Genomic DNA, 17,425 nt, shown 5'->3' on the forward strand with positions numbered 1-17,425 from the left:
CATTACCCATGGGTTACCCAGCCGAAGGCAAGGTCAGACAGCCACGGGAGAGCACCCGGGCCAGCGCTTCCACGACCTCGGGAGCGTAGTCCCCGGCGGTCCCGAGGCGCAGCTCCTCCAACGCCTGGAGGGGCCCGCCGGGGCCTCCTGCCCGGGTTTTCTCCTCGTACGCGTTCACGGCCCGGACGATCCGCGCGGAGACCGGCTGCTCCCGGCACGGGTCGGCCTGCCGCTCCACGACGGCCGCCACCTGAGGACTCACCCCGGTCTGCCGTACGACGGCCCCGCCGAGCAGGGCTATCCGCCGCTGCTCGGCCACGGGGAGTACGGCGGTGGCTCCGGCCGGTACCGGGTCGACGAGGCTGAGCTGGCCGATGTCGTGCATCAGGGCTGCGTACTCCAGGACGGTGAGGTCGGGTTCGGACAGTCCCAGGTCCCGCCCGACCGCCTGGCAGAGCGCGGCGACCCGGCGGGCGTGCCCGGCCGGGGTGTACCCGGCGATCTCGGTGGAGCGGGCGAGGGAGGTGATGGTCTGCCGGTAGGTGTCCCGCACGGCCGCGTACCGCCGGAAGGACAGCTGGGTCAGCAGCAGCGGCACGGAGAAGACGGGCAGCGCCCACAGCCCGACGACGGCGACCGCGAGCGCCATCACCGCGCCGGTCGCGCAGACGGCGGACCCGATACCGAGCATGCCCCGCAGCTCGTCGCGGAGCAGCGGGCCGAAGGGCCAGCGGGTGCGGGAGTGGGCGAGTGCGGCGGCGAGCACGGCGTCGCAGAGGGCGGTGAGGGCGAGGAGCGCGAGCAGGAGGAGGGCGTAGGCGGGGCCGCCCCAGTGGCCGAACACCCCTTGGTTGTACAGGGGTTGGAAGCAGACGGCGGCGAAGCCGACGGTCAGCACGCGGCGCGCCAGGTGGTCGGGGGTGCGGCTCCGGCCGCGCGCGATGTGCGGCACACAGCCGACGAGGGAGGCGGCGACGACCACGGTGACGACCTGGAAGGCGCCGTGGTGGGTGGGCCGGCCGGCGTCGGCGCCGAGCAGTGCGTAGGAGAGGGCGCCGGCGGCGCCGAGCGGGGCGGTCTCCCTGAGTCCGAGCCCGCTCGTCCCGTTCCACCGGCTCAACTCCCCCACGGCGACAAGGAGTCCGAAGGCGAGAGCGACTCCGCGCTCTTCGAGGCCGGTCCAGAGGGTGACGGCGAGGGAGGCGGTGGCGAGGAGGGCGGCGGAGGTGTGGATGAGGGTGAGGGGCAGGGGGTTTCGGCGCGGCGTCATCGGCGTACACCTGGCCGGCTCGGGACCGGCGCGGGCGGCGGCACGAGGTCGGCGGGCTCGTCCGCGGTCACGGCGGGCCGCCAGCCGTACTTGCCGAGGGCCAGCATCAGCGCGGCCACCATGCGCGGATCGAACTGCGCCCCCGCACACCGCTCCAGCTCCGCCAGAGCTGCCTGCACCGGGCGAGCCCTCCGGTAGGACCGCGTCGACGTCATCGCGTCGAAGGCGTCGGCCACGGCGACCACCCGCGCGGACTCCGGGATCTGGCTGCCCAGCAGCCCGTACGGGTACCCGCTGCCGTCCAGTCGTTCGTGGTGGTGCAGGACGGCCGCACGGGCCTCCCCGAGAAAGCCGATACCGCGCACGATCTCGTGCCCGTACTCGGGATGCAGTTCGATCACCCGCCGCTCCTCGGGGGTGAGCGGCCCGTCCTTGCGCAGCAGGCGTGTGGGAACGCCCAGCTTCCCCACGTCGTGCAGGATCCCGGCGAAGCGCAGCACTTCCACCCGCGAGTCGTCCATCCCCAACTCCCGCGCGATCATCATCGACGCCTGTCCGACCCGCTCGCTGTGCCCGCGGGTGTACCCGTCCTTGATGTCGACGGCCTGGACGAGGGCGCGGATGGTGGCCTGGTGGGCGGCGTGTTCCCGGTGGTACTGGGCGAACACCCACCAGGACACCCCCATCGGCAGCAGCACGAGCAGCGCGGCGACCGGGCCGTAGGGGCTGCGCCACAGGACGGCCATCATCAGCCCGGCGAGCCCGTGGACGCCGATGGGCGCCAGGGATCGTAGAAACAGACCGCGCCAGGCCCGTCGAACCGGCATCCGCTCGGCGAGGGCCAGGATCCCGCCGTCGAGGGCGGTCAGGACCAGGCAGAAGGCGAGGACGGCGGCGAGGGCGGGCAGCAGGGCGTACGGGAAGTCGGAGGCGACGACCGCGTTCCGGCCGCCCAGCGCCCAGTGCACGCGGCCGGCCGCCCACACGGCGAGCGCGAGCTGTGCGGCCCGCCAGCTCCGCCGCAGCCAGGGCGGGCCCTCGTCGACGTGGGAGAACAGCGCGCCCGGCAGCGGTACGAGCGCGGCGGCGGGCGGTGGGAGGAGGAAGGCGGCGGCGAGCAGGACCGGGTAGAAGGTGCCCGCGAACCGGCGGCGGGCGATCTGCTCGCAGCCGGCGTAGAGGGCCGCCAACAGCACGACCGCCCACCAGGGTGCGTGGACGGTCGGCAGCGGGAGCAGGCAGAGCAGCGCCCCGAGGACGACACAGACCACGTACGCACGTGCCCGTGCCGGTGTCGCCTCCATGGCTGACGCCCTTCCCCCCGACCATGCCTGTCCAGGCCGAGGAGCCTAGGGCGACCAGGGGGAAGGTGCGGGCGTATCACCCGCGGATTAGCACATTCGAGTGACGACAGTCCGTTCAGGACTCCTGCGGAGAAGCCGCCACGTCATGCTCGGGCACGACCTGCCCCGACCGGATCATCTCCAGGCGTCCCATCACCTTGGAGCGGAGGTCCGTCGGCACGTCGTCCTGCCCGCAGCACCGCTTCACGAGCTTCTTCACGGCCTTCTCCAGGCCGTACTTCTCCAGGCACGGCGAGCACTCCTCGAAGTGCACCTCGAACTTGGTGCAGTCCGCGTCCGGCATCTCCCGGTCCAGGAACTCGTAGAGATGCGCCAGGACTTCACTGCAGTCCGTCTCGTGATGGTCACCGCAGCTCATGAGCCCGAGCCTTTCGCTTCGTCCGACTCCCCGGCACCGGCCGGGACCAGTCCGCGGTCACGCGCGTAGTCCTCGAGCATGCCACGCAGTTGACGGCGGCCCCGGTGCAGCCGGGACATCACCGTACCGATGGGTGTCCCCATGATGTCCGCGATCTCCTTGTACGCAAAGCCCTCTACGTCCGCGAGATACACGGCGATGCGGAATTCCTCCGGGATGGCCTGGAGGGCTTCCTTCACATCCGAGTCGGGCAGATGGTCGAGCGCCTGCGACTCGGCGGAGCGCAGACCGGTCGACATGTGCGACTCGGCACGCGCGAGCTGCCAGTCCTCGATCTCCTCGGCCGCGGAACGCTGGGGCTCGCGCTGCTTCTTGCGGTACGAGTTGATGAACGTGTTGGTCAGGATCCGGTACAGCCACGCCTTGAGGTTGGTGCCCTCGCGGAACTGGTGGAACGACGCGTACGCCTTGGCGTACGTCTCCTGCACCAGGTCCTCGGCGTCGGCCGGGTTGCGGGTCATACGCAGCGCGGCCGAGTACATCTGGTCGAGGAATTCGAGCGCGTCCCGCTCGAAGCGCGCACTGCGCTCCGCCGTGGACTCCGTGCTCGTGCCCTGGCCCTCGGGCTGCTCCGCCTGGCCGTGTTCGGTCCCTGCGTCGGTACCGGGAACCGGACCCACCTCCTCAAGATTCCGGGCAGCACCGAAGCCGATGCCACCAGAATCGGAGGATAGACGACGATCCGGTCCGCCCGCCGCCCCAATAGGGGTGGCCTTGGTCGCGTGCAGCACCGACCAGTCCAGGTCGGAGCGGCTGCTACGGGCCGGGCAGAAGGTCGAACCCATGCGGCGGACTTCCTTTCTACGACTCTCTGTGTCCGCCACAACAGTGGTAAGGGTCTCGGCATTCCCACTCCCTACCCGAGTGTTCGAGTCCACTCCACCACGCGCCCCGTGATGATCTCCAGGGCCTGCTCCTGGCCGGTCTCCGCCCTCCCCCACGCTCGGCTTCGCTCGCGCGGGGGGACCCCCATCGGCACCGCGAACCCATGATCGCCGTACGGCACTTCGACCAGTTCGAAGCCGCCCTCGGGAAACTCGGCCGGCTTCCCGAAGGGGTCGTTCCCGCCCTGTACGACGAGCGTGGGCACCCCGGCCCCGAGCAGCTCGTCGGCCCGCGACTTCTCCGGCCTGCCGGGCGGATGCAGCGGGAAGCTCAGGGCGAGGACGGCGGCGGCGCCCAGCTCCGTCGCCGTACGACAGGCCACGCGCGCTCCGGCACTACGGCCCCCGGAGATCACCGGCAGCCCGGGCTTCGCGACGGCCGGCCAGATGCCCCGCCAGCCCACGTCCAGCGTCTTCGGCGCGGGCGCCACCTTCTTCCCGGCCACCCGCCACGGCTGCTCGACCAGCGCGACGGTCACGCCGTGCGCGGGGAGGACGGCCGCGAGGGCCTGGAGATCCCGGGCCTCGATGCCACCGCCTGCCCCGTGACTGACGGCCAGCACGAACCGCGCCTGCTTCGCCCTGTGCCAGGTGATGCGGGCGGTCCCCGCGTCGGTCTCGATGATGTCGCTCACATCAGAAGAGTGTGCCTTCTTCCGGACCTTCCAGTTCCTTCAGCAGCTCCGGCCCGTTGTTGCGGACGTTGCTGACGGCCGTGGACACCGGGTAGGCGCGCATCAGCCCGGCGGGCGGCGGGGCGAGCAGCTCGCGCAGGTCGTCGGGGTCGGTGCGGGAGGGGTCGAGCCAGGCGTCCCAGCGGTCCGGGGTGAGCATCAGGGGCATCCGGGGGTGGATGTCGGCGAGTGCGTACGGCCCGTCCGCCGGGGCGACCGCGAGCGGGGTCGTCTCCGCCTCGGTCGTGATCACCGAGCAGGTGACCCACCAGGCCAGCGGATGGTCGTCGGGCAGGGTCCGGTCCCGCCAGAACTCGTACAGCCCGGCCATCGCGAACACCGACCCGTCGGCGGGAAGCACGAAGTACGGCTGCTTGCGCTGCCGCTTCTTCTTCCCCTCGACCTCCAGCTCGCGCTCGTCCTTGGCGGTGACCCACTCGTAGTAGCCGTCGGCGGGGACGATGCAGCGCCGGGCGGCGAAGGCGCGGCGGTAGGACGGCTTCTCGTGCACGGTCTCCGCGCGGGCGTTGATCATCCGCGCGCCGCCCTCGGGGGTCTTCGACCAGCTCGGCACGAGCCCCCATTTGAGCTTGCGCAGCTGGCGAACCGGCTTCGGGCTGTCCGCGTCCTTAAGTGGACGGTCGAGGACTGCATAGACCTCTTTGGTCGGGGCCACGTTGTAGTCGGGGGCCAGAACCTCCTCGGGCTCCCACTTCTCGATCTCAAAGACTCCTGCGAGATCCTCGGGCCCACGACTAGCTGCATACCGTCCGCACATACATGCCAGACTGCCAGGCCCGCCCGTCACCCGACCACCACCCCTCAACGATGGCGCTACGCGCCAGCCCCTGTATATCGACACCCACGGGAGCCTCCGCCGCCAATGGACAGCACCGCAATCGCCTCGATACCCGCCCTCTGGGACGAGGTCTTCGGCAGCCAGCCCGACCCGGATCTGTGGGTGGTGATCGCCACCATGGTCGCCGCGCTCGCCGTGGTCGTCCCGCACGGACTCTGGCGCGTCTCCCGCAACGCCATCACCATCGCCCACGAGGGCGGCCACGGCCTGGTGGCCCTCCTCACCGGCCGCACCCTCACCGGCATCCGCCTGCACTCCGACACCAGCGGCCTCACCGTCAGCCGCGGCAAGCCGCACGGCCTCGGCATGATCCTCACGGCAGCCGCCGGCTACACCGCTCCCCCACTCCTGGGCCTGGGCGGCGCCGCCCTCCTGGGCGCCGGCCACATCACCCTCCTCCTGTGGCTGTCGACCCTCCTGCTCATCGCCATGCTGGTGATGATCCGCAACGCGTACGGCGCCTTGACGGTGATCCTGAGCGGCGCGGCCTTCCTCCTGGTGTCGTGGCTGACGGGCCCTCAGGTGCAGGCGGCGTTCGCGTACGCGGTGGTGTGGTTCCTGCTGCTGGGTGGGGTGCGTCCGGCGTTCGAGTTGCAGGCGAAGAGGTCGAGGGGTGGAGCGGGCGACTCGGACGCGGACCAGTTGGCGCGCCTGACGCACGTACCGGCGGGTCTGTGGCTGTTCCTCTTCCACCTGGTGTCGCTTTGCTCGCTGATAGGCGGCGGACGGTGGTTGTTGGAATTGTGACAAGCCCCGAAGTGGCGAGTCACCAGGGGCGCGTGGCTGTATCGATTTGCGGCTCCGCCGCGCGGGCGCGACCAGCCACGACGGCGCAGCACCCGAAAGACGGCCTACTTATACAGTGGGTCACATGGCCCCGAACAACGACCAAACCGCCCTCTGGCCCGCCCCCACCGCCGCCGGAGCCGTCAACGCGACGGTCCACGTCCCGGGGTCCAAGTCCGTCACCAACCGCGCCCTCGTCCTAGCAGCCCTCGCCAGCGAACCGGGCTGGCTCCGCCGCCCCCTCCGCTCCCGCGACACCCTCCTGATGGCCGGCGCCCTGCGCGCGATGGGCGTGGGCATCGAGGAGGGCGTGGGCACGGAGAAGGGCTCCGGCGAGTTCTGGCGGGTCATCCCGTCGGGCCTGCACGGCCCGGCCACGGTGGACGTCGGCAACGCGGGCACGGTGATGCGCTTCCTGCCGCCGGTCGCCGCGCTGGCCGACGGCCCCATCCGCTTCGACGGCGACCCGAGGTCGTACGAACGCCCCCTGAACGGCGTGATCGACGCCCTGCGCGTGCTCGGTGCCCGGATCGACGACGACGGCCGGGGCGCGCTGCCGTTGACCGTGCACGGCGGGGGCGCGCTGGACGGCGGGCCGGTGGAGATCGACGCGTCCTCGTCGTCGCAGTTCGTGAGCGCGCTGCTGCTCTCGGGCCCGCGCTTCAACATGGGCGTAGAGGTCCGTCACATCGGCTCCTCCCTCCCCTCCATGCCCCACATCCGCATGACCGTCGACATGCTGCGCGCGGTGGGCGCCCAGGTGGACACCCCGGAGTCGGGCGGCGAGCCGAACGTCTGGCGGGTGACGCCGGGCGCGCTGCTGGGCCGGGACCTGACCATCGAGCCGGATCTGTCGAACGCGCAGCCGTTCCTCGCGGCGGCGCTGGTGGCCGGCGGCAAGGTCGTCGTACCGGACTGGCCTGCGCGGACGACGCAGCCCGGTGACCGACTGCGGGAGATCTTCACCGAGATGGGTGGTTCCTGCGAACTCACCGAGTACGGGCTGGAGTTCACCGGTTCGGGTGTGATCCACGGTATCGATGTGGACCTGGGCGAGGTCGGCGAGCTGACCCCCGGCATCGCGGCCGTGGCCGCGCTCGCCGACTCCCCCTCGACCCTGCGGGGCGTCTCGCACCTCCGGCTGCACGAGACGGACCGGCTGGCCGCGCTCACCAAGGAGATCAACGAGCTGGGCGGTGACGTGACCGAGACCGCCGAGGGTCTGCACATCCGCCCGCGCCGCCTGCACGGCGGGATCTTCCACACGTACGAGGACCACCGCATGGCCACCGCGGGCGCGATCATCGGCCTCGCGGTCGAGGGCGTGCAGATCGAGAACGTGGCGACCACCGCGAAGACCCTCCCGGACTTCCCCGACCTGTGGACCGGGATGCTCGGGAGCGATGGGGCGTAGGGGACACACGCCATGCGCCGCTACGGCAAGAACACCGACGAGGACGACATCCGCCAGCGCCCGAACCGCAAGGGCAACCGGCCGCGTACGAACATCCGCCCCAAGCACGAGGAAGCGGTCGAGGGCATGGTCCTCACCGTCGACCGGGGGCGCCTGACCTGCCTGGTCGAGGACCGGGTCGTGATGGCCGTCAAGGCCCGCGAACTGGGCCGGAAGGCGGCGGTGGTCGGCGACCGGGTCGGCATCATCGGCGACCTGTCCGGCGACAAGGACACCCTCGCCCGGATCATCCGCATCGAGCCGCGCACCTCGGTGCTGCGCCGCACGGCCGACGACGACGACCCGTACGAGCGCGTGGTCGTCGCCAACGCCGACCAGCTCGCCATCGTCACCGCCCTCGCCGACCCCGAGCCGCGCCCCCGCCTCATCGACCGCTGCCTGGTCGCGGCCTACGACGGCGGCCTGGACCCGCTGCTCGTCCTGACCAAGTCGGACCTGGCCTCGCCCGACGAACTCCTTGAGCTGTACGGCGCGTTGGGTGTCCCGTACGTCGTCACGAGCCGCGAGGAGCTGGAGAACGGCAGCGCGGTGGAGCGGGTCCGCAAGCAGCTCGACGGCAAGATCACCGCGTTCGTCGGGCACTCCGGCGTCGGCAAGACGACCCTCGTGAACGCGCTGGTCTCGCTGGAGCGGCGGCGCAGCACCGGCATCGTCAACGCCGTGACCGGGCGCGGCCGGCACACCACGACCTCGGCCCGCGCGATCCCGCTGCCGGACGACTCGGGCTGGGTGGTCGACACCCCGGGCGTCCGTTCCTTCGGCCTGCATCACGTGGACCCGTCCCGGGTCATCAAGGCCTTCCCCGACCTGGAGCCCGGCACGGAGAACTGCCCACGCGCGTGCAGTCACGACGAGCCGGACTGCGCCCTGGACCAGTGGGTGGCCGACGGCCACGCCGACCCGCAGCGGCTCTATTCGCTACGGCGGCTGCTGGCCACCCGGGAGCGAACCGAGGGCGACTGATCACCGGCCGACCACCGCGTGTTTGTGGGGACTCAAGTTCGGTAAGTGCATAATCGCACCGAGCCGGACAAACGGGAGGACAGCACATGGCGTGGCTGCTGGTTGTCGTGGCCGGAATTCTGGAGACCGGGTTCGCCGTGTGCCTGAAGCTGTCCCATGGCTTCACGCGCCTGTGGCCGACCGTCGCCTTCTGCACCTTCGCGCTGGGCAGCTTCGGCCTGCTCACCCTCTCCCTGAAGAAGCTCGACGTGGGCCCCGCCTACGCCGTGTGGACCGGCATCGGCGCGGCGGGCACCGCGATCTACGGCATGGTCTTCCTCGGCGACCTGGTGTCCACCCTGAAGATCGTGTCGATCAGCTTCGTCATCATCGGGGTCATCGGACTCCAGCTGTCCGGTTCCGCCCACTGACGTCCTAGGTGACCAGGGCCCGGTGGACCGGGGTGAGCGCGCTGCGCACCAGTTCACCGACGCCGCCCTCACCCGGTGGCGCCGCCACGCAGGACAGGGCTAGGCGCACGACGAGTTCGCAGGAGCGGGCCAGGTCCGCGGTGTCCGGCCGGGGCGCTCCGGGACCGGCCAGCGCGGCCACGGCACGGTCGCGGACGACCGCCACGAAGTCGCCGGGCGAGGGCAGCGGTCCGTCGGCCCTGCGCTGTGCCGGTACGGCGGAGGAGGACGGCACCGCGGACAGCGTCGGCGAGGGCAGCCGCTCGCTCCAGCAGCCGGTGAGCATGGCCCGCACCAGCGCGTTCTCGCGGGCCGCCGACGTGGTCCACTCGGCGGTCGCGGTCAGCCGCTCACGGGCGTCGGCATGCGCGCCGAGGGCCCGGTCGACGCCGACGAGATAGCCGTCGGCCTCCCTTCTGACCAGCGCCCGCGCGAGCCCCTCCTTGCTGCCGAACTCGTTGTACAGCGTCTGCCGGGACACTCCGGCCGCGGCCGCCACGTCCACCATCCGTACGGTGGACCACGGCCTGCGTGCCAGCGCCGTATAGGCGGCGTCCAACAGGGATTCCCGCGCTGCAGGCATCATTCGCCTCCCGGGGACGAGCGGCTCTGCGCCCAGATTTGACGCGCACGGGAGCACTGTCAAGGGTTCGCGGCTGCGCCGGGGGGCGCACTTCGGCCATTGCGCGCGGGAGTTGGGGCGGGGGTTCCCCCTTGACGGTCTCCTCCGGGTCCCTCACCTCCCGTTCCGCCCACCGGACCCTGTAGCCCCGCGCCGACCCCTGAAGATACGGTTCACGCATGGCCGACTATCACGATGACCTGCGCCTCGCCCACGTCCTCGCGGACGCCGCCGACGCCGCGACGACCGCCCGGTTCAAGGCGCTCGATCTCAAGGTCGAGACCAAGCCGGACATGACTCCGGTCAGCGAGGCCGACAAGGCCGCCGAGGAACTCATCCGCGGCCATCTGCAGCGCGCCCGCCCGCGCGACGCGGTCATCGGCGAGGAGTACGGCGTCGAGGGCACCGGCCCCCGCCGCTGGGTGATCGACCCGATCGACGGCACCAAGAACTACGTGCGCGGCGTCCCGGTGTGGGCCACGCTGATCTCCCTGACGGAGGCGGCGGAGGGCGGCTACCAGCCCGTCGTCGGCCTGGTCTCCGCGCCCGCCCTTGGCCGCCGCTGGTGGGCCGCGAAGGGCCACGGCGCCTACACCGGACGCAGCCTGTCCTCCGCGTCCCGGCTGCGCGTCTCCCAGGTCTCGAAGCTGGCGGACGCCTCCTTCGCGTACTCCTCGCTCACCGGCTGGGAGGACCAGGGCCGACTCGGCGGCTTCCTGGACCTGACCCGCGAGGTGTGGCGCACGCGCGCGTACGGCGACTTCTGGCCCTACATGATGGTCGCCGAGGGCTCGGTCGACATCTGCGCCGAACCCGAACTCTCCCTCTGGGACATGGCCGCCAACGCGATCATCGTCACCGAGGCCGGCGGCACCTTCACGGGCCTCGACGGCCGCCCGGGCCCGCACAGCGGCAACGCGGCGGCGTCGAACGGGATCCTGCACGACGAGTTCCTGGGGTATCTGAACATGCGCTACTGAGCACCACGGGACGCCTGCACACGCCCCCAACCGGCCGCGCGCGCCCTCTTGTTGACCCGTGCTTTACCTGCGACTCTGAGAGTTCCCCCACTTGTGAACTTGTGAATCCGGTAACTAGCGGACCGGGGCCGGACGACCACCGGCCCCGAGGTCCGTGAACCGTCCGGATTCCCTAGGAGGTGGCCTCATCCCATGCTGGTCCGCGACGCCATGAGCACGGTGGTTCTCACCATCGGCCCCGCCCACACCCTCCGCCAGGCAGCCGCCCTGATGGCCTCGCGCCATGTCGGCGCGGCCGTGGTCCTCGATCCGGACGCCGGCGGCATCGGGATCCTCACCGAACGGGACATCCTCAACTCGCTCGGCCGGGGCCAGGACCCGGACACCGAGCGCGCCCACGCCCACACCACCACCGACGTCGTGTTCGCCACCCCGGCCTGGACCCTGGAGGACGCGGCGAGCGCGATGGCCCACGGTGGCTTCCGTCATCTCATCGTCCTCGACCGCGCCGAGCCCGCCGGCATCGTCTCGGTGCGCGACATCATCCGCTGCTGGGCACCCGCACGACAGCAGGTACCGGCCTGACAGCCGTCCGGAATTAGTTGGATCCAGTCCAAGTCCGGCAGCCCTCCAAAGTCACACCTATTCGGGAACTGGTCACGTTGCTGTTAGGCTGGCCTGCATGAGTGACCTTCTGGAGCGGCTGCGCGGACGCGGATGGCGGATGACCGCACAGCGGCGCGTCGTGGCCGAAGTGCTCGACGGCGACCACGTGCACCTGACCGCCGACGAGGTCCACTCCCGCGCCGTGGCCAAGCTCCCCGAGATCTCCCGGGCGACGGTCTACAACACGCTGGGCGAGCTGGTCTCCCTCGGCGAGGTCCTCGAAGTCGCCACGGACAAGCGCGCCAAGCGCTACGACCCCAACGCGCACAGCCCGCACCACCACCTGGTCTGCGCCAACTGCGGCCAGATCCGCGACGTCCACCCGGGCGGCAACCCGCTCGCCGACCTCCCCGACTCGGAGCGCTTCGGCTTCACGGTCTCGGACGTCGAGGTGACGTACCGCGGGCTGTGCCCCAACTGCGCGAGCGCGTAGCAAGTCCTCGCACCGGCCCCGGCATCCGTTCGACACGGACGCCGGGGCTTTGTGCTGCCTACAGCCTTCCCGAATCTGACGGTCCGTCATATCGTCGTGCGGCACTCCCCACCCCCCGTACTCACACCCGTACCGAACTCCGCGAGGAGCAACCGTGGGAGACCCGCACCCAAAACTCCACGCCACCCGACTGACCCGCGCCTTCGGCCGCGCCCCGCACCAGGTCCACGCCCTCGGCCCGCTCGAACTCACCGTCGCCCCCGGCGAGTTCGTCTGCCTGGTCGGCCCGTCCGGCTGCGGAAAATCCACCCTGCTGCGCATCGCCGCGGGCCTCCTGCGCCCCAGCACGGGCACCCTGGAGATCCGCACGTCCAGCCCCCGCCCGGCGGCCATGATCTTCCAGGACTACGGCATCTACGACTGGAAGTCGGTCCGCGCCAACGTCCGCTTCGGCATGGACGTCCAGCGCGTCCCGCGCCGCGAGGCCAACGCCCGCGCCGACGAGTGGCTGATCCGCATGGGCCTCGCCGACTTCGCGGACGCCTACCCCGCGACCCTCTCCGGCGGCATGCGCCAGCGGGTCGCCATCGCCCGCGCACTGGCCGTAGAACCCGAACTCCTGCTGATGGACGAGCCGTTCGCCGCCCTGGACGCCCAACTCCGCACGATCCTCCAGGACGAACTCCTCGATCTCACCCAGGCGTTGCGCACCACCACCCTCTTCATCACGCACAGCCTGGAGGAGGCGCTCGTGCTCGGTGACCGCGTGCTGGTGATGTCCGCCCGCCCGGGCCGGATCATCGCCGAACACCGTCCGCCGTTCCCGCGCCCACGCACCGGCGACATCCGCGACACCCCCGAATTCACCGCCCTGAAGAGCGAGTTGTGGGAGCTGCTGCGCAAGGAGGCGGTGGTGCCCGCATGACGACCGTCGCCCCCGACCGCGAGGATGCGGTCCTGGTCCGCCGCCCCGGTCCGCAGGAACTCCGTCCCGTACGCACCCACCGCCGCCGACGCGCACTGGAACTGTCCCTCGCCGTGGCCGTACCCCTCGCGTTGGTCCTCTGGTGGCAACTGGCCACCACCCAGGGCTGGATCGACCCCCGCGTCTACCCGGCCCCCTCCACGATCCTCTCCGACGGCTGGGACCGTGCCACCGCCGGCGACCTGTGGCCGGACGTGTGGGCCACCACCCGGCGCGTCCTGGGCGGCTACGCGATCGGCACGGCGGCCGGCTACGCCCTGGGCCTGCTGATGGGCTCCCTCCCGCTCGTCCGGGCCGCGCTGGAACCGCTGTTGGACGCCCTGTACGTCGTACCGAAACTGGCCCTGCTGCCTGTCTTCCTGAACATGTTCGGCCTGGGCGAGGGTCCCCAACTGGCCCTGGTGGCCGCCACGGTCTTCTTCTTCGTGTGGATCTCGACGATGTCGGCGGTCGTCGCGATCCCCTCCGGCCACCGCGACGCGGGCCAGGTCTTCGGCGCCTCCCCTTGGCAGATGTTCCGCCACGTCCTCCTCCCGGCCTCCCTGCCCGCGGTCCTGGTGGGCGCGCGGATCGCGGCGGGCGTGGCCGTGCTCGTCATCGTCGCCTCGGAACAGATCGCCGCGACGAACGGCCTGGGCCACCTGATCTTCGACTCCCGCGCGCTCTTCCAGAACGACGTCATGTTCGTCGGCATCGTGTGCGTCGCGGTCCTGGGGGTCGTCTTCTCCGAACTGGTGCGGGTGGCAGGCCGGTTGCTCACTCCGTGGGCACCGCGTGACCGAGGACGGGGGCAGTCGTGAGACGGCGTGCGTACGGTGTGGTGGTCGTCGTGGCGGCGGTGCTGGCGTCGGCGGGCTGTTCGTCCAAGTACGCGGACGACGCCGGGAGTTCGGCCACGGCGGCCGCAGGCAACCGCACGGTCGAACCCGTGACCGGCTGCGGCACGTCCGCCTGGACGGACCCGGCGGACCTCTCCCCCACCCGCACCCCGGCCCGCTGCAAGCCACTCACCCCGGCCCCGCAACCCCTCCCCAAAACCACGAAGTTGACGATCGCGACGGGAACGCTGAGTGCGGAGTACGTGGCCCCGCTCGAAGTCGCACTGGACAAGGGCGAGTTCAAGAAGGAGGGCCTGGACGTCACGCTCAAGGTGCTCCCGACCCCGGACGCACTCCCCCTCCTCGCGAAGGGGGACATCGACGCGATGTGGGCGGCTCCGGAAGCGGCCGTCATGAACGGGATCAAGGGCGGCTTCGACATCAAGTGGGTCGCCGGGAACTTCTCGCCCGACGCCGACTCGAAGAGCGGCCTGTGGGTGAAGCTGAAGAAGGGCGAGGCGGCGGCGGACGTCCGGATGGCGGGCCGCAGGATGGGCACGATGATCGGCAAGGGCTCGGTGATCGCGTACCCCATGGAGAAAGCCCTCGCGACCCACGGCGGCGGCCTCGACAAGATCCAGTACCAGCAGCTCGGCTCGGCCGACGTCCTCACCGCCCTCCAGAACGGCGGCGTCGACTCCGCATGGCTCCTCGACCCGGTCTGGCGCAAGGTCGACGGCAACCCCGCGTACGCCTTCCTGGGCGGCCAGCCCCTCGGCGAGCCCCTGGGCGGCATGCTGTACGGCCGCAGCCTCCTGCACGACGACGTGGACGCCGGGGTGGCCCTCCTCCGGGCCTACATCCGCACGGTGAACACGTACTTCGCGAGCGACTACAAGAGCGACCCCGCCTTCGTCGCATACCTCGCGAAACTCCTGAAGACGGACGAGGCGGTCCTGAAATCCACCCCGTCGCTCACCATGGACTGGGAGATCCGCGCGGGGACGACGACGCGCTTGCAGGCCGCCTACAAGGCGGCGGGAGTGTCAAAGGGGGCCGCGCTCCCAGAGTCACGGACCGTCGACCGCTCGCTGTACGAGGAAGCGGTGGGTCACCAACCGTAGAAACACCGAGGGCCGGAATCCATGTGCTGGACTCCGGCCCTCGGCCTTCAGTAGCGGGGACAGGATTTGAACCTGCGACCTCTGGGTTATGAGCCCAGCGAGCTACCGAGCTGCTCCACCCCGCGTCGGTAAACACGACACTACGTCAGCCGTACCGAGAGAAGCAAATCGTTTAACAGCGCAGGTCAGCGCACCCGCACTTCTCAGCACCGGTCGACGCCCTCAGCCCGTCCGGCGTTTGAGGACGAGGCCGTCCAGGCCGAAGCGGGGGTCCGGGGGCCCAGCTCCCAGGGACGGGACGGGTAGGGGCGGCGGGGGCGAAGAACACACCCCTTACGCCGTCAGCTCCTGCCGCAACGCATCCCGCAACCGAGCCGCCCGCTCCGACACCTCCACCGGCCCCAGGGACACGGCCCGATCAGCCCACCGCTGCCCCTCCGCCAGCTCGCCGCGACGCGCGTAAACCAGAGCCAGCCGCAACGCCGCCCGCCCGTGCCCCGCGTCAGCGGCCCGCGCCCACCACACCGCAGCCTCCGGCTCGCTCCCCTCCCGAGCCAGCAACAGCCCAAGATTGAAAGCCCCGTTGCGCGACCCTGCCTCGGCCGCCTCCCGGTACCACCGAGCCGCCTCGACCACATCCCCGCGCGCGGCCGACAGCATCCCGACCCGCACCTGGGCACGCCGGTGCCCCTGGGAGGCCGCCCGCTCGTACCACTCCTCGCACTCGGTCTTCTCGTGCACCTGCTCGCCCAGCTCGTGCGCGGGCGCCGGCGGTCGCCGCGCGTCGAGCACCGAGGCCAGCCGGTACGCCGCCTCCGCGCTCCCCCCGCCGGCGGCGCACCGCAGATGCCGTTCGGCCTCCTGCTCGTCGCCGTCCCGCAGCCGGGCGATCCCGACCTGGAGCGCCGCTTCCGTGTGCCCGGCGGCAGCCGCCCGCTCGTACCAGGGCAGCGCTACGGCCTCCTCGCCGCGCCCGGCGAAGAGGATCCCCAGGTTGAAGGCCGCGTCCACGCTGCCGGCCTCGGCCGCCTTGGAGAACCAGGGCTCGGCGCCGGTCGCGTCGCCGCCCTGGAGCAGCAGCACGGCGAGCGCGTTGGCCGCCTCGCGGTGTCCGGCGTAGGCCGCGCGCCGGTACCACTGCTCGGCCTGCGCGGTGCGCGCCTGCTCGGCGCAGAGCAGCCCGAGGTTGTACGCGCCGTTCACGTCACCGGCGTCCATCGCGGCCCGGTACCAGCGCTCGGCGGTCTGTGTCTCGCCGCGCTCGGCGTGCAGCGCGCCCAGCGCGTTGGCCGCGTTGCCGTCGCCGTCCTGGGCGGCGCGCAGCCACCACACGGCGGCGCTCTCGGTGTCACCGGCGTCGCGCAGCAGGAACCCGAGCGCGCAGGCGGCCCGGGCCTCGCCGTCCTTGGCGGACGTCAGATACCAGCGCCCGGCCTCCTTGAGCTCACCCCGCTTCTCCAGGATCGCCCCGAGCTGCAGCGCGGCCCGCTGATGCCCACGCGCGGCGGCCTGCCGGTACCACTGCTCGGCTTCGTTGCCGGGGACAGGGGCCGCGGGTCCTCCGGCGACCGATCCAGCACCACTGCCGGCACCTTCCCCGCCCCCGCTCCGACCACCGGCCCTGCTCCCGCCGTCGTCCTTTCCCCCGTCCTCGATCCCGTTCCGGCCTCCGGCCTCGCTCCCGCCGCCGACCCGCTTCCCGTACCTGACCCCGTCCGGGATCCCGTTCCCGGCCCCGTATTCGTCCTCGTGCGGTGCCCGCCGATCGAGCGCACGCGCCAGTCGGTACGCGGCCTCGCGGTGCCCGCGCTCCGCGGCGGACCGCATCCACTGCTCGGCGGCGGTGTCCCCGCGGTGCTCCAGCAGGTCGGCGAGGGCGTACGCGCCGAGCGCGTGGCCCTGCTCGGCGGACTGGCGCAGCCAGTACTCGGCCGCGGGTTCGTCACCGCGCTCGCGGTGGTACCGGCCGAGTGCGTGCGCTGCTGCGGCGGACCCGGCCACGGCGGCGATCCGCCACCATCCGGCGGCCTCGTCGGCGTATCCGCGCTGGTGCAGAAGGACACCCAGGTTGTTGGCCGCGGCCCGGTCGCCCTCGGCGGTGGCGGCACGCAGCAGAGGCTCGGCTCCGTCGAGATCACCGCGGCGCAGCAGCATCGCTCCGAGGACACTCGTCGCCTCGACGTCGCCGGCCTGCGCGGCGAGCCGTGTGCGTGCCTCGTCGACAGCCTCCCCCTCACCGGTCTCGTCCCGGTCGGAAGGCTGCACAAAACGCCCTGTATCCAACAGAGTTGCCTTGTCCCCCATAACGTCCATCGTCGCACCACCTGCAACCTGGGTACACCTGGTATACCGCAGCCAGTGAGGTCTCTACAGCGTTTTGTCGACATGCCCACAGAGAGACAAGCGAAACACGGTTCCACCAACTCCCCCGGGCGGCACGGCCGTCGCCCTCGTCGGCACATGCGTTCGCACAGCGCGAAGGCCCGGATCCTTGAAAGGATCCGGGCCTTCGCGATCAGTAGCGGGGACAGGATTTGAACCTGCGACCTCTGGGTTATGAGCCCAGCGAGCTACCGAGCTGCTCCACCCCGCGCCGTTGTGTTGCAACCGTACCACGGTGCGGGGTGGGCCTCTGACCTAGTGATCAACTGCCGTC

18 protein-coding genes and 2 tRNA genes are annotated in these 17,425 nt (G+C 71.4%); 10 read left to right on the forward strand and 10 right to left on the reverse strand.

What is annotated here, in order from left to right; all coding sequences use genetic code 11:
• Positions 1-13: 13 nt before the first annotated feature.
• The 6 genes from ACWDEW_RS19195 to ACWDEW_RS19220 form a co-directional block, all read right to left on the reverse strand.
• Positions 14-1,270, reverse strand: coding sequence for an HD-GYP domain-containing protein (locus tag ACWDEW_RS19195; RefSeq protein WP_450514158.1), 1,257 nt, complete (start codon positions 1,268-1,270; stop codon positions 14-16).
• Positions 1,267-2,574 (reverse strand): HD-GYP domain-containing protein, encoded by a 1,308-nt coding sequence (locus ACWDEW_RS19200; RefSeq protein WP_450514159.1) that lies wholly within the window; start codon positions 2,572-2,574, stop codon positions 1,267-1,269. The genes ACWDEW_RS19195 and ACWDEW_RS19200 overlap by 4 nt, the downstream gene beginning before the upstream one ends.
• Positions 2,575-2,689: 115 nt before the next feature.
• The gene (rsrA, locus tag ACWDEW_RS19205) at positions 2,690-2,992 is read right to left on the reverse strand and encodes a mycothiol system anti-sigma-R factor (RefSeq protein WP_362984429.1); all 303 of its coding nucleotides are present in this window, start codon (positions 2,990-2,992) and stop codon (positions 2,690-2,692) included.
• Positions 2,989-3,672 (reverse strand): RNA polymerase sigma factor SigR, encoded by a 684-nt coding sequence (sigR, locus tag ACWDEW_RS19210; protein WP_363100519.1) that lies wholly within the window; start codon positions 3,670-3,672, stop codon positions 2,989-2,991. The genes rsrA and sigR overlap by 4 nt, the downstream gene beginning before the upstream one ends.
• Before the next feature lie 236 nt (positions 3,673-3,908).
• Complete coding sequence (locus tag ACWDEW_RS19215; RefSeq protein ID WP_450514160.1) at positions 3,909-4,571, reverse strand: alpha/beta hydrolase family protein; 663 nt, start codon at positions 4,569-4,571, stop codon at positions 3,909-3,911.
• Between the two features lies 1 nt (position 4,572).
• On the reverse strand, positions 4,573-5,388 hold the full coding sequence (locus ACWDEW_RS19220; protein WP_450514161.1) for an SOS response-associated peptidase: 816 nt from the start codon (positions 5,386-5,388) through the stop codon (positions 4,573-4,575).
• 105 nt (positions 5,389-5,493) lie between these two features.
• Between ACWDEW_RS19220 and ACWDEW_RS19225 the strand changes: the two genes are divergently transcribed.
• The 4 genes from ACWDEW_RS19225 (at position 5,494) to ACWDEW_RS19240 (ending at position 9,102) form a co-directional block, all read left to right on the forward strand.
• A complete protein-coding gene (locus tag ACWDEW_RS19225; protein ID WP_381242992.1) occupies positions 5,494-6,216 on the forward strand; it encodes a M50 family metallopeptidase in 723 nt (240 codons plus the stop codon).
• A 124-nt stretch (positions 6,217-6,340) separates the two neighbouring features.
• Positions 6,341-7,669 (forward strand): 3-phosphoshikimate 1-carboxyvinyltransferase, encoded by a 1,329-nt coding sequence (gene aroA / locus ACWDEW_RS19230; RefSeq protein ID WP_450514162.1) that lies wholly within the window; start codon positions 6,341-6,343, stop codon positions 7,667-7,669.
• A gap of 12 nt (positions 7,670-7,681) precedes the next feature.
• Positions 7,682-8,692 (forward strand): ribosome small subunit-dependent GTPase A, encoded by a 1,011-nt coding sequence (rsgA, locus tag ACWDEW_RS19235; RefSeq protein ID WP_450514163.1) that lies wholly within the window; start codon positions 7,682-7,684, stop codon positions 8,690-8,692.
• An 86-nt stretch (positions 8,693-8,778) separates the two neighbouring features.
• A complete protein-coding gene (locus tag ACWDEW_RS19240; RefSeq protein ID WP_093629046.1) occupies positions 8,779-9,102 on the forward strand; it encodes a DMT family transporter in 324 nt (107 codons plus the stop codon).
• 4 nt (positions 9,103-9,106) lie between these two features.
• Here the strand turns inward: ACWDEW_RS19240 and ACWDEW_RS19245 are convergent, their stop codons facing one another.
• Positions 9,107-9,727 (reverse strand): TetR/AcrR family transcriptional regulator, encoded by a 621-nt coding sequence (locus ACWDEW_RS19245; RefSeq protein WP_450514164.1) that lies wholly within the window; start codon positions 9,725-9,727, stop codon positions 9,107-9,109.
• Between the two features lie 215 nt (positions 9,728-9,942).
• Here ACWDEW_RS19245 and hisN point away from each other — a divergent pair, with 215 nt between their 5' ends.
• The 6 genes from hisN (at position 9,943) to ACWDEW_RS19275 (ending at position 14,769) form a co-directional block, all read left to right on the forward strand.
• On the forward strand, positions 9,943-10,743 hold the full coding sequence (hisN, locus tag ACWDEW_RS19250) for a histidinol-phosphatase (RefSeq protein WP_317884661.1): 801 nt from the start codon (positions 9,943-9,945) through the stop codon (positions 10,741-10,743).
• A 192-nt stretch (positions 10,744-10,935) separates the two neighbouring features.
• A complete protein-coding gene (locus ACWDEW_RS19255) occupies positions 10,936-11,328 on the forward strand; it encodes a CBS domain-containing protein (RefSeq protein WP_450514165.1) in 393 nt (130 codons plus the stop codon).
• A gap of 97 nt (positions 11,329-11,425) precedes the next feature.
• Positions 11,426-11,842, forward strand: coding sequence for a Fur family transcriptional regulator (locus ACWDEW_RS19260; RefSeq protein ID WP_200689012.1), 417 nt, complete (start codon positions 11,426-11,428; stop codon positions 11,840-11,842).
• 154 nt (positions 11,843-11,996) lie between these two features.
• A complete protein-coding gene (locus ACWDEW_RS19265) occupies positions 11,997-12,767 on the forward strand; it encodes an ABC transporter ATP-binding protein (protein ID WP_450514166.1) in 771 nt (256 codons plus the stop codon).
• On the forward strand, positions 12,764-13,627 hold the full coding sequence (locus ACWDEW_RS19270) for an ABC transporter permease (RefSeq protein ID WP_450514167.1): 864 nt from the start codon (positions 12,764-12,766) through the stop codon (positions 13,625-13,627). Before ACWDEW_RS19265 ends, ACWDEW_RS19270 begins: the two co-directional genes overlap by 4 nt.
• On the forward strand, positions 13,624-14,769 hold the full coding sequence (locus tag ACWDEW_RS19275; protein WP_450514168.1) for an ABC transporter substrate-binding protein: 1,146 nt from the start codon (positions 13,624-13,626) through the stop codon (positions 14,767-14,769). The genes ACWDEW_RS19270 and ACWDEW_RS19275 overlap by 4 nt, the downstream gene beginning before the upstream one ends.
• Positions 14,770-14,820: 51 nt before the next feature.
• Here ACWDEW_RS19275 and ACWDEW_RS19280 read toward each other — a convergent pair.
• The 3 genes from ACWDEW_RS19280 to ACWDEW_RS19290 all read right to left on the reverse strand — a co-directional run bounded on the left by ACWDEW_RS19280 (position 14,821) and on the right by ACWDEW_RS19290 (position 17,362).
• Positions 14,821-14,894: transfer RNA gene (locus ACWDEW_RS19280), tRNA-Met, on the reverse strand.
• Between the two features lie 208 nt (positions 14,895-15,102).
• The gene (locus ACWDEW_RS19285; RefSeq protein ID WP_450514169.1) at positions 15,103-17,082 is read right to left on the reverse strand and encodes a sel1 repeat family protein; all 1,980 of its coding nucleotides are present in this window, start codon (positions 17,080-17,082) and stop codon (positions 15,103-15,105) included.
• A 206-nt stretch (positions 17,083-17,288) separates the two neighbouring features.
• Positions 17,289-17,362 (reverse strand) — tRNA-Met (locus ACWDEW_RS19290).
• Between the last annotated feature and the right edge of the window lie 63 nt (positions 17,363-17,425).

Source organism: Streptomyces sp. NPDC001100 (assembly GCF_053598575.1).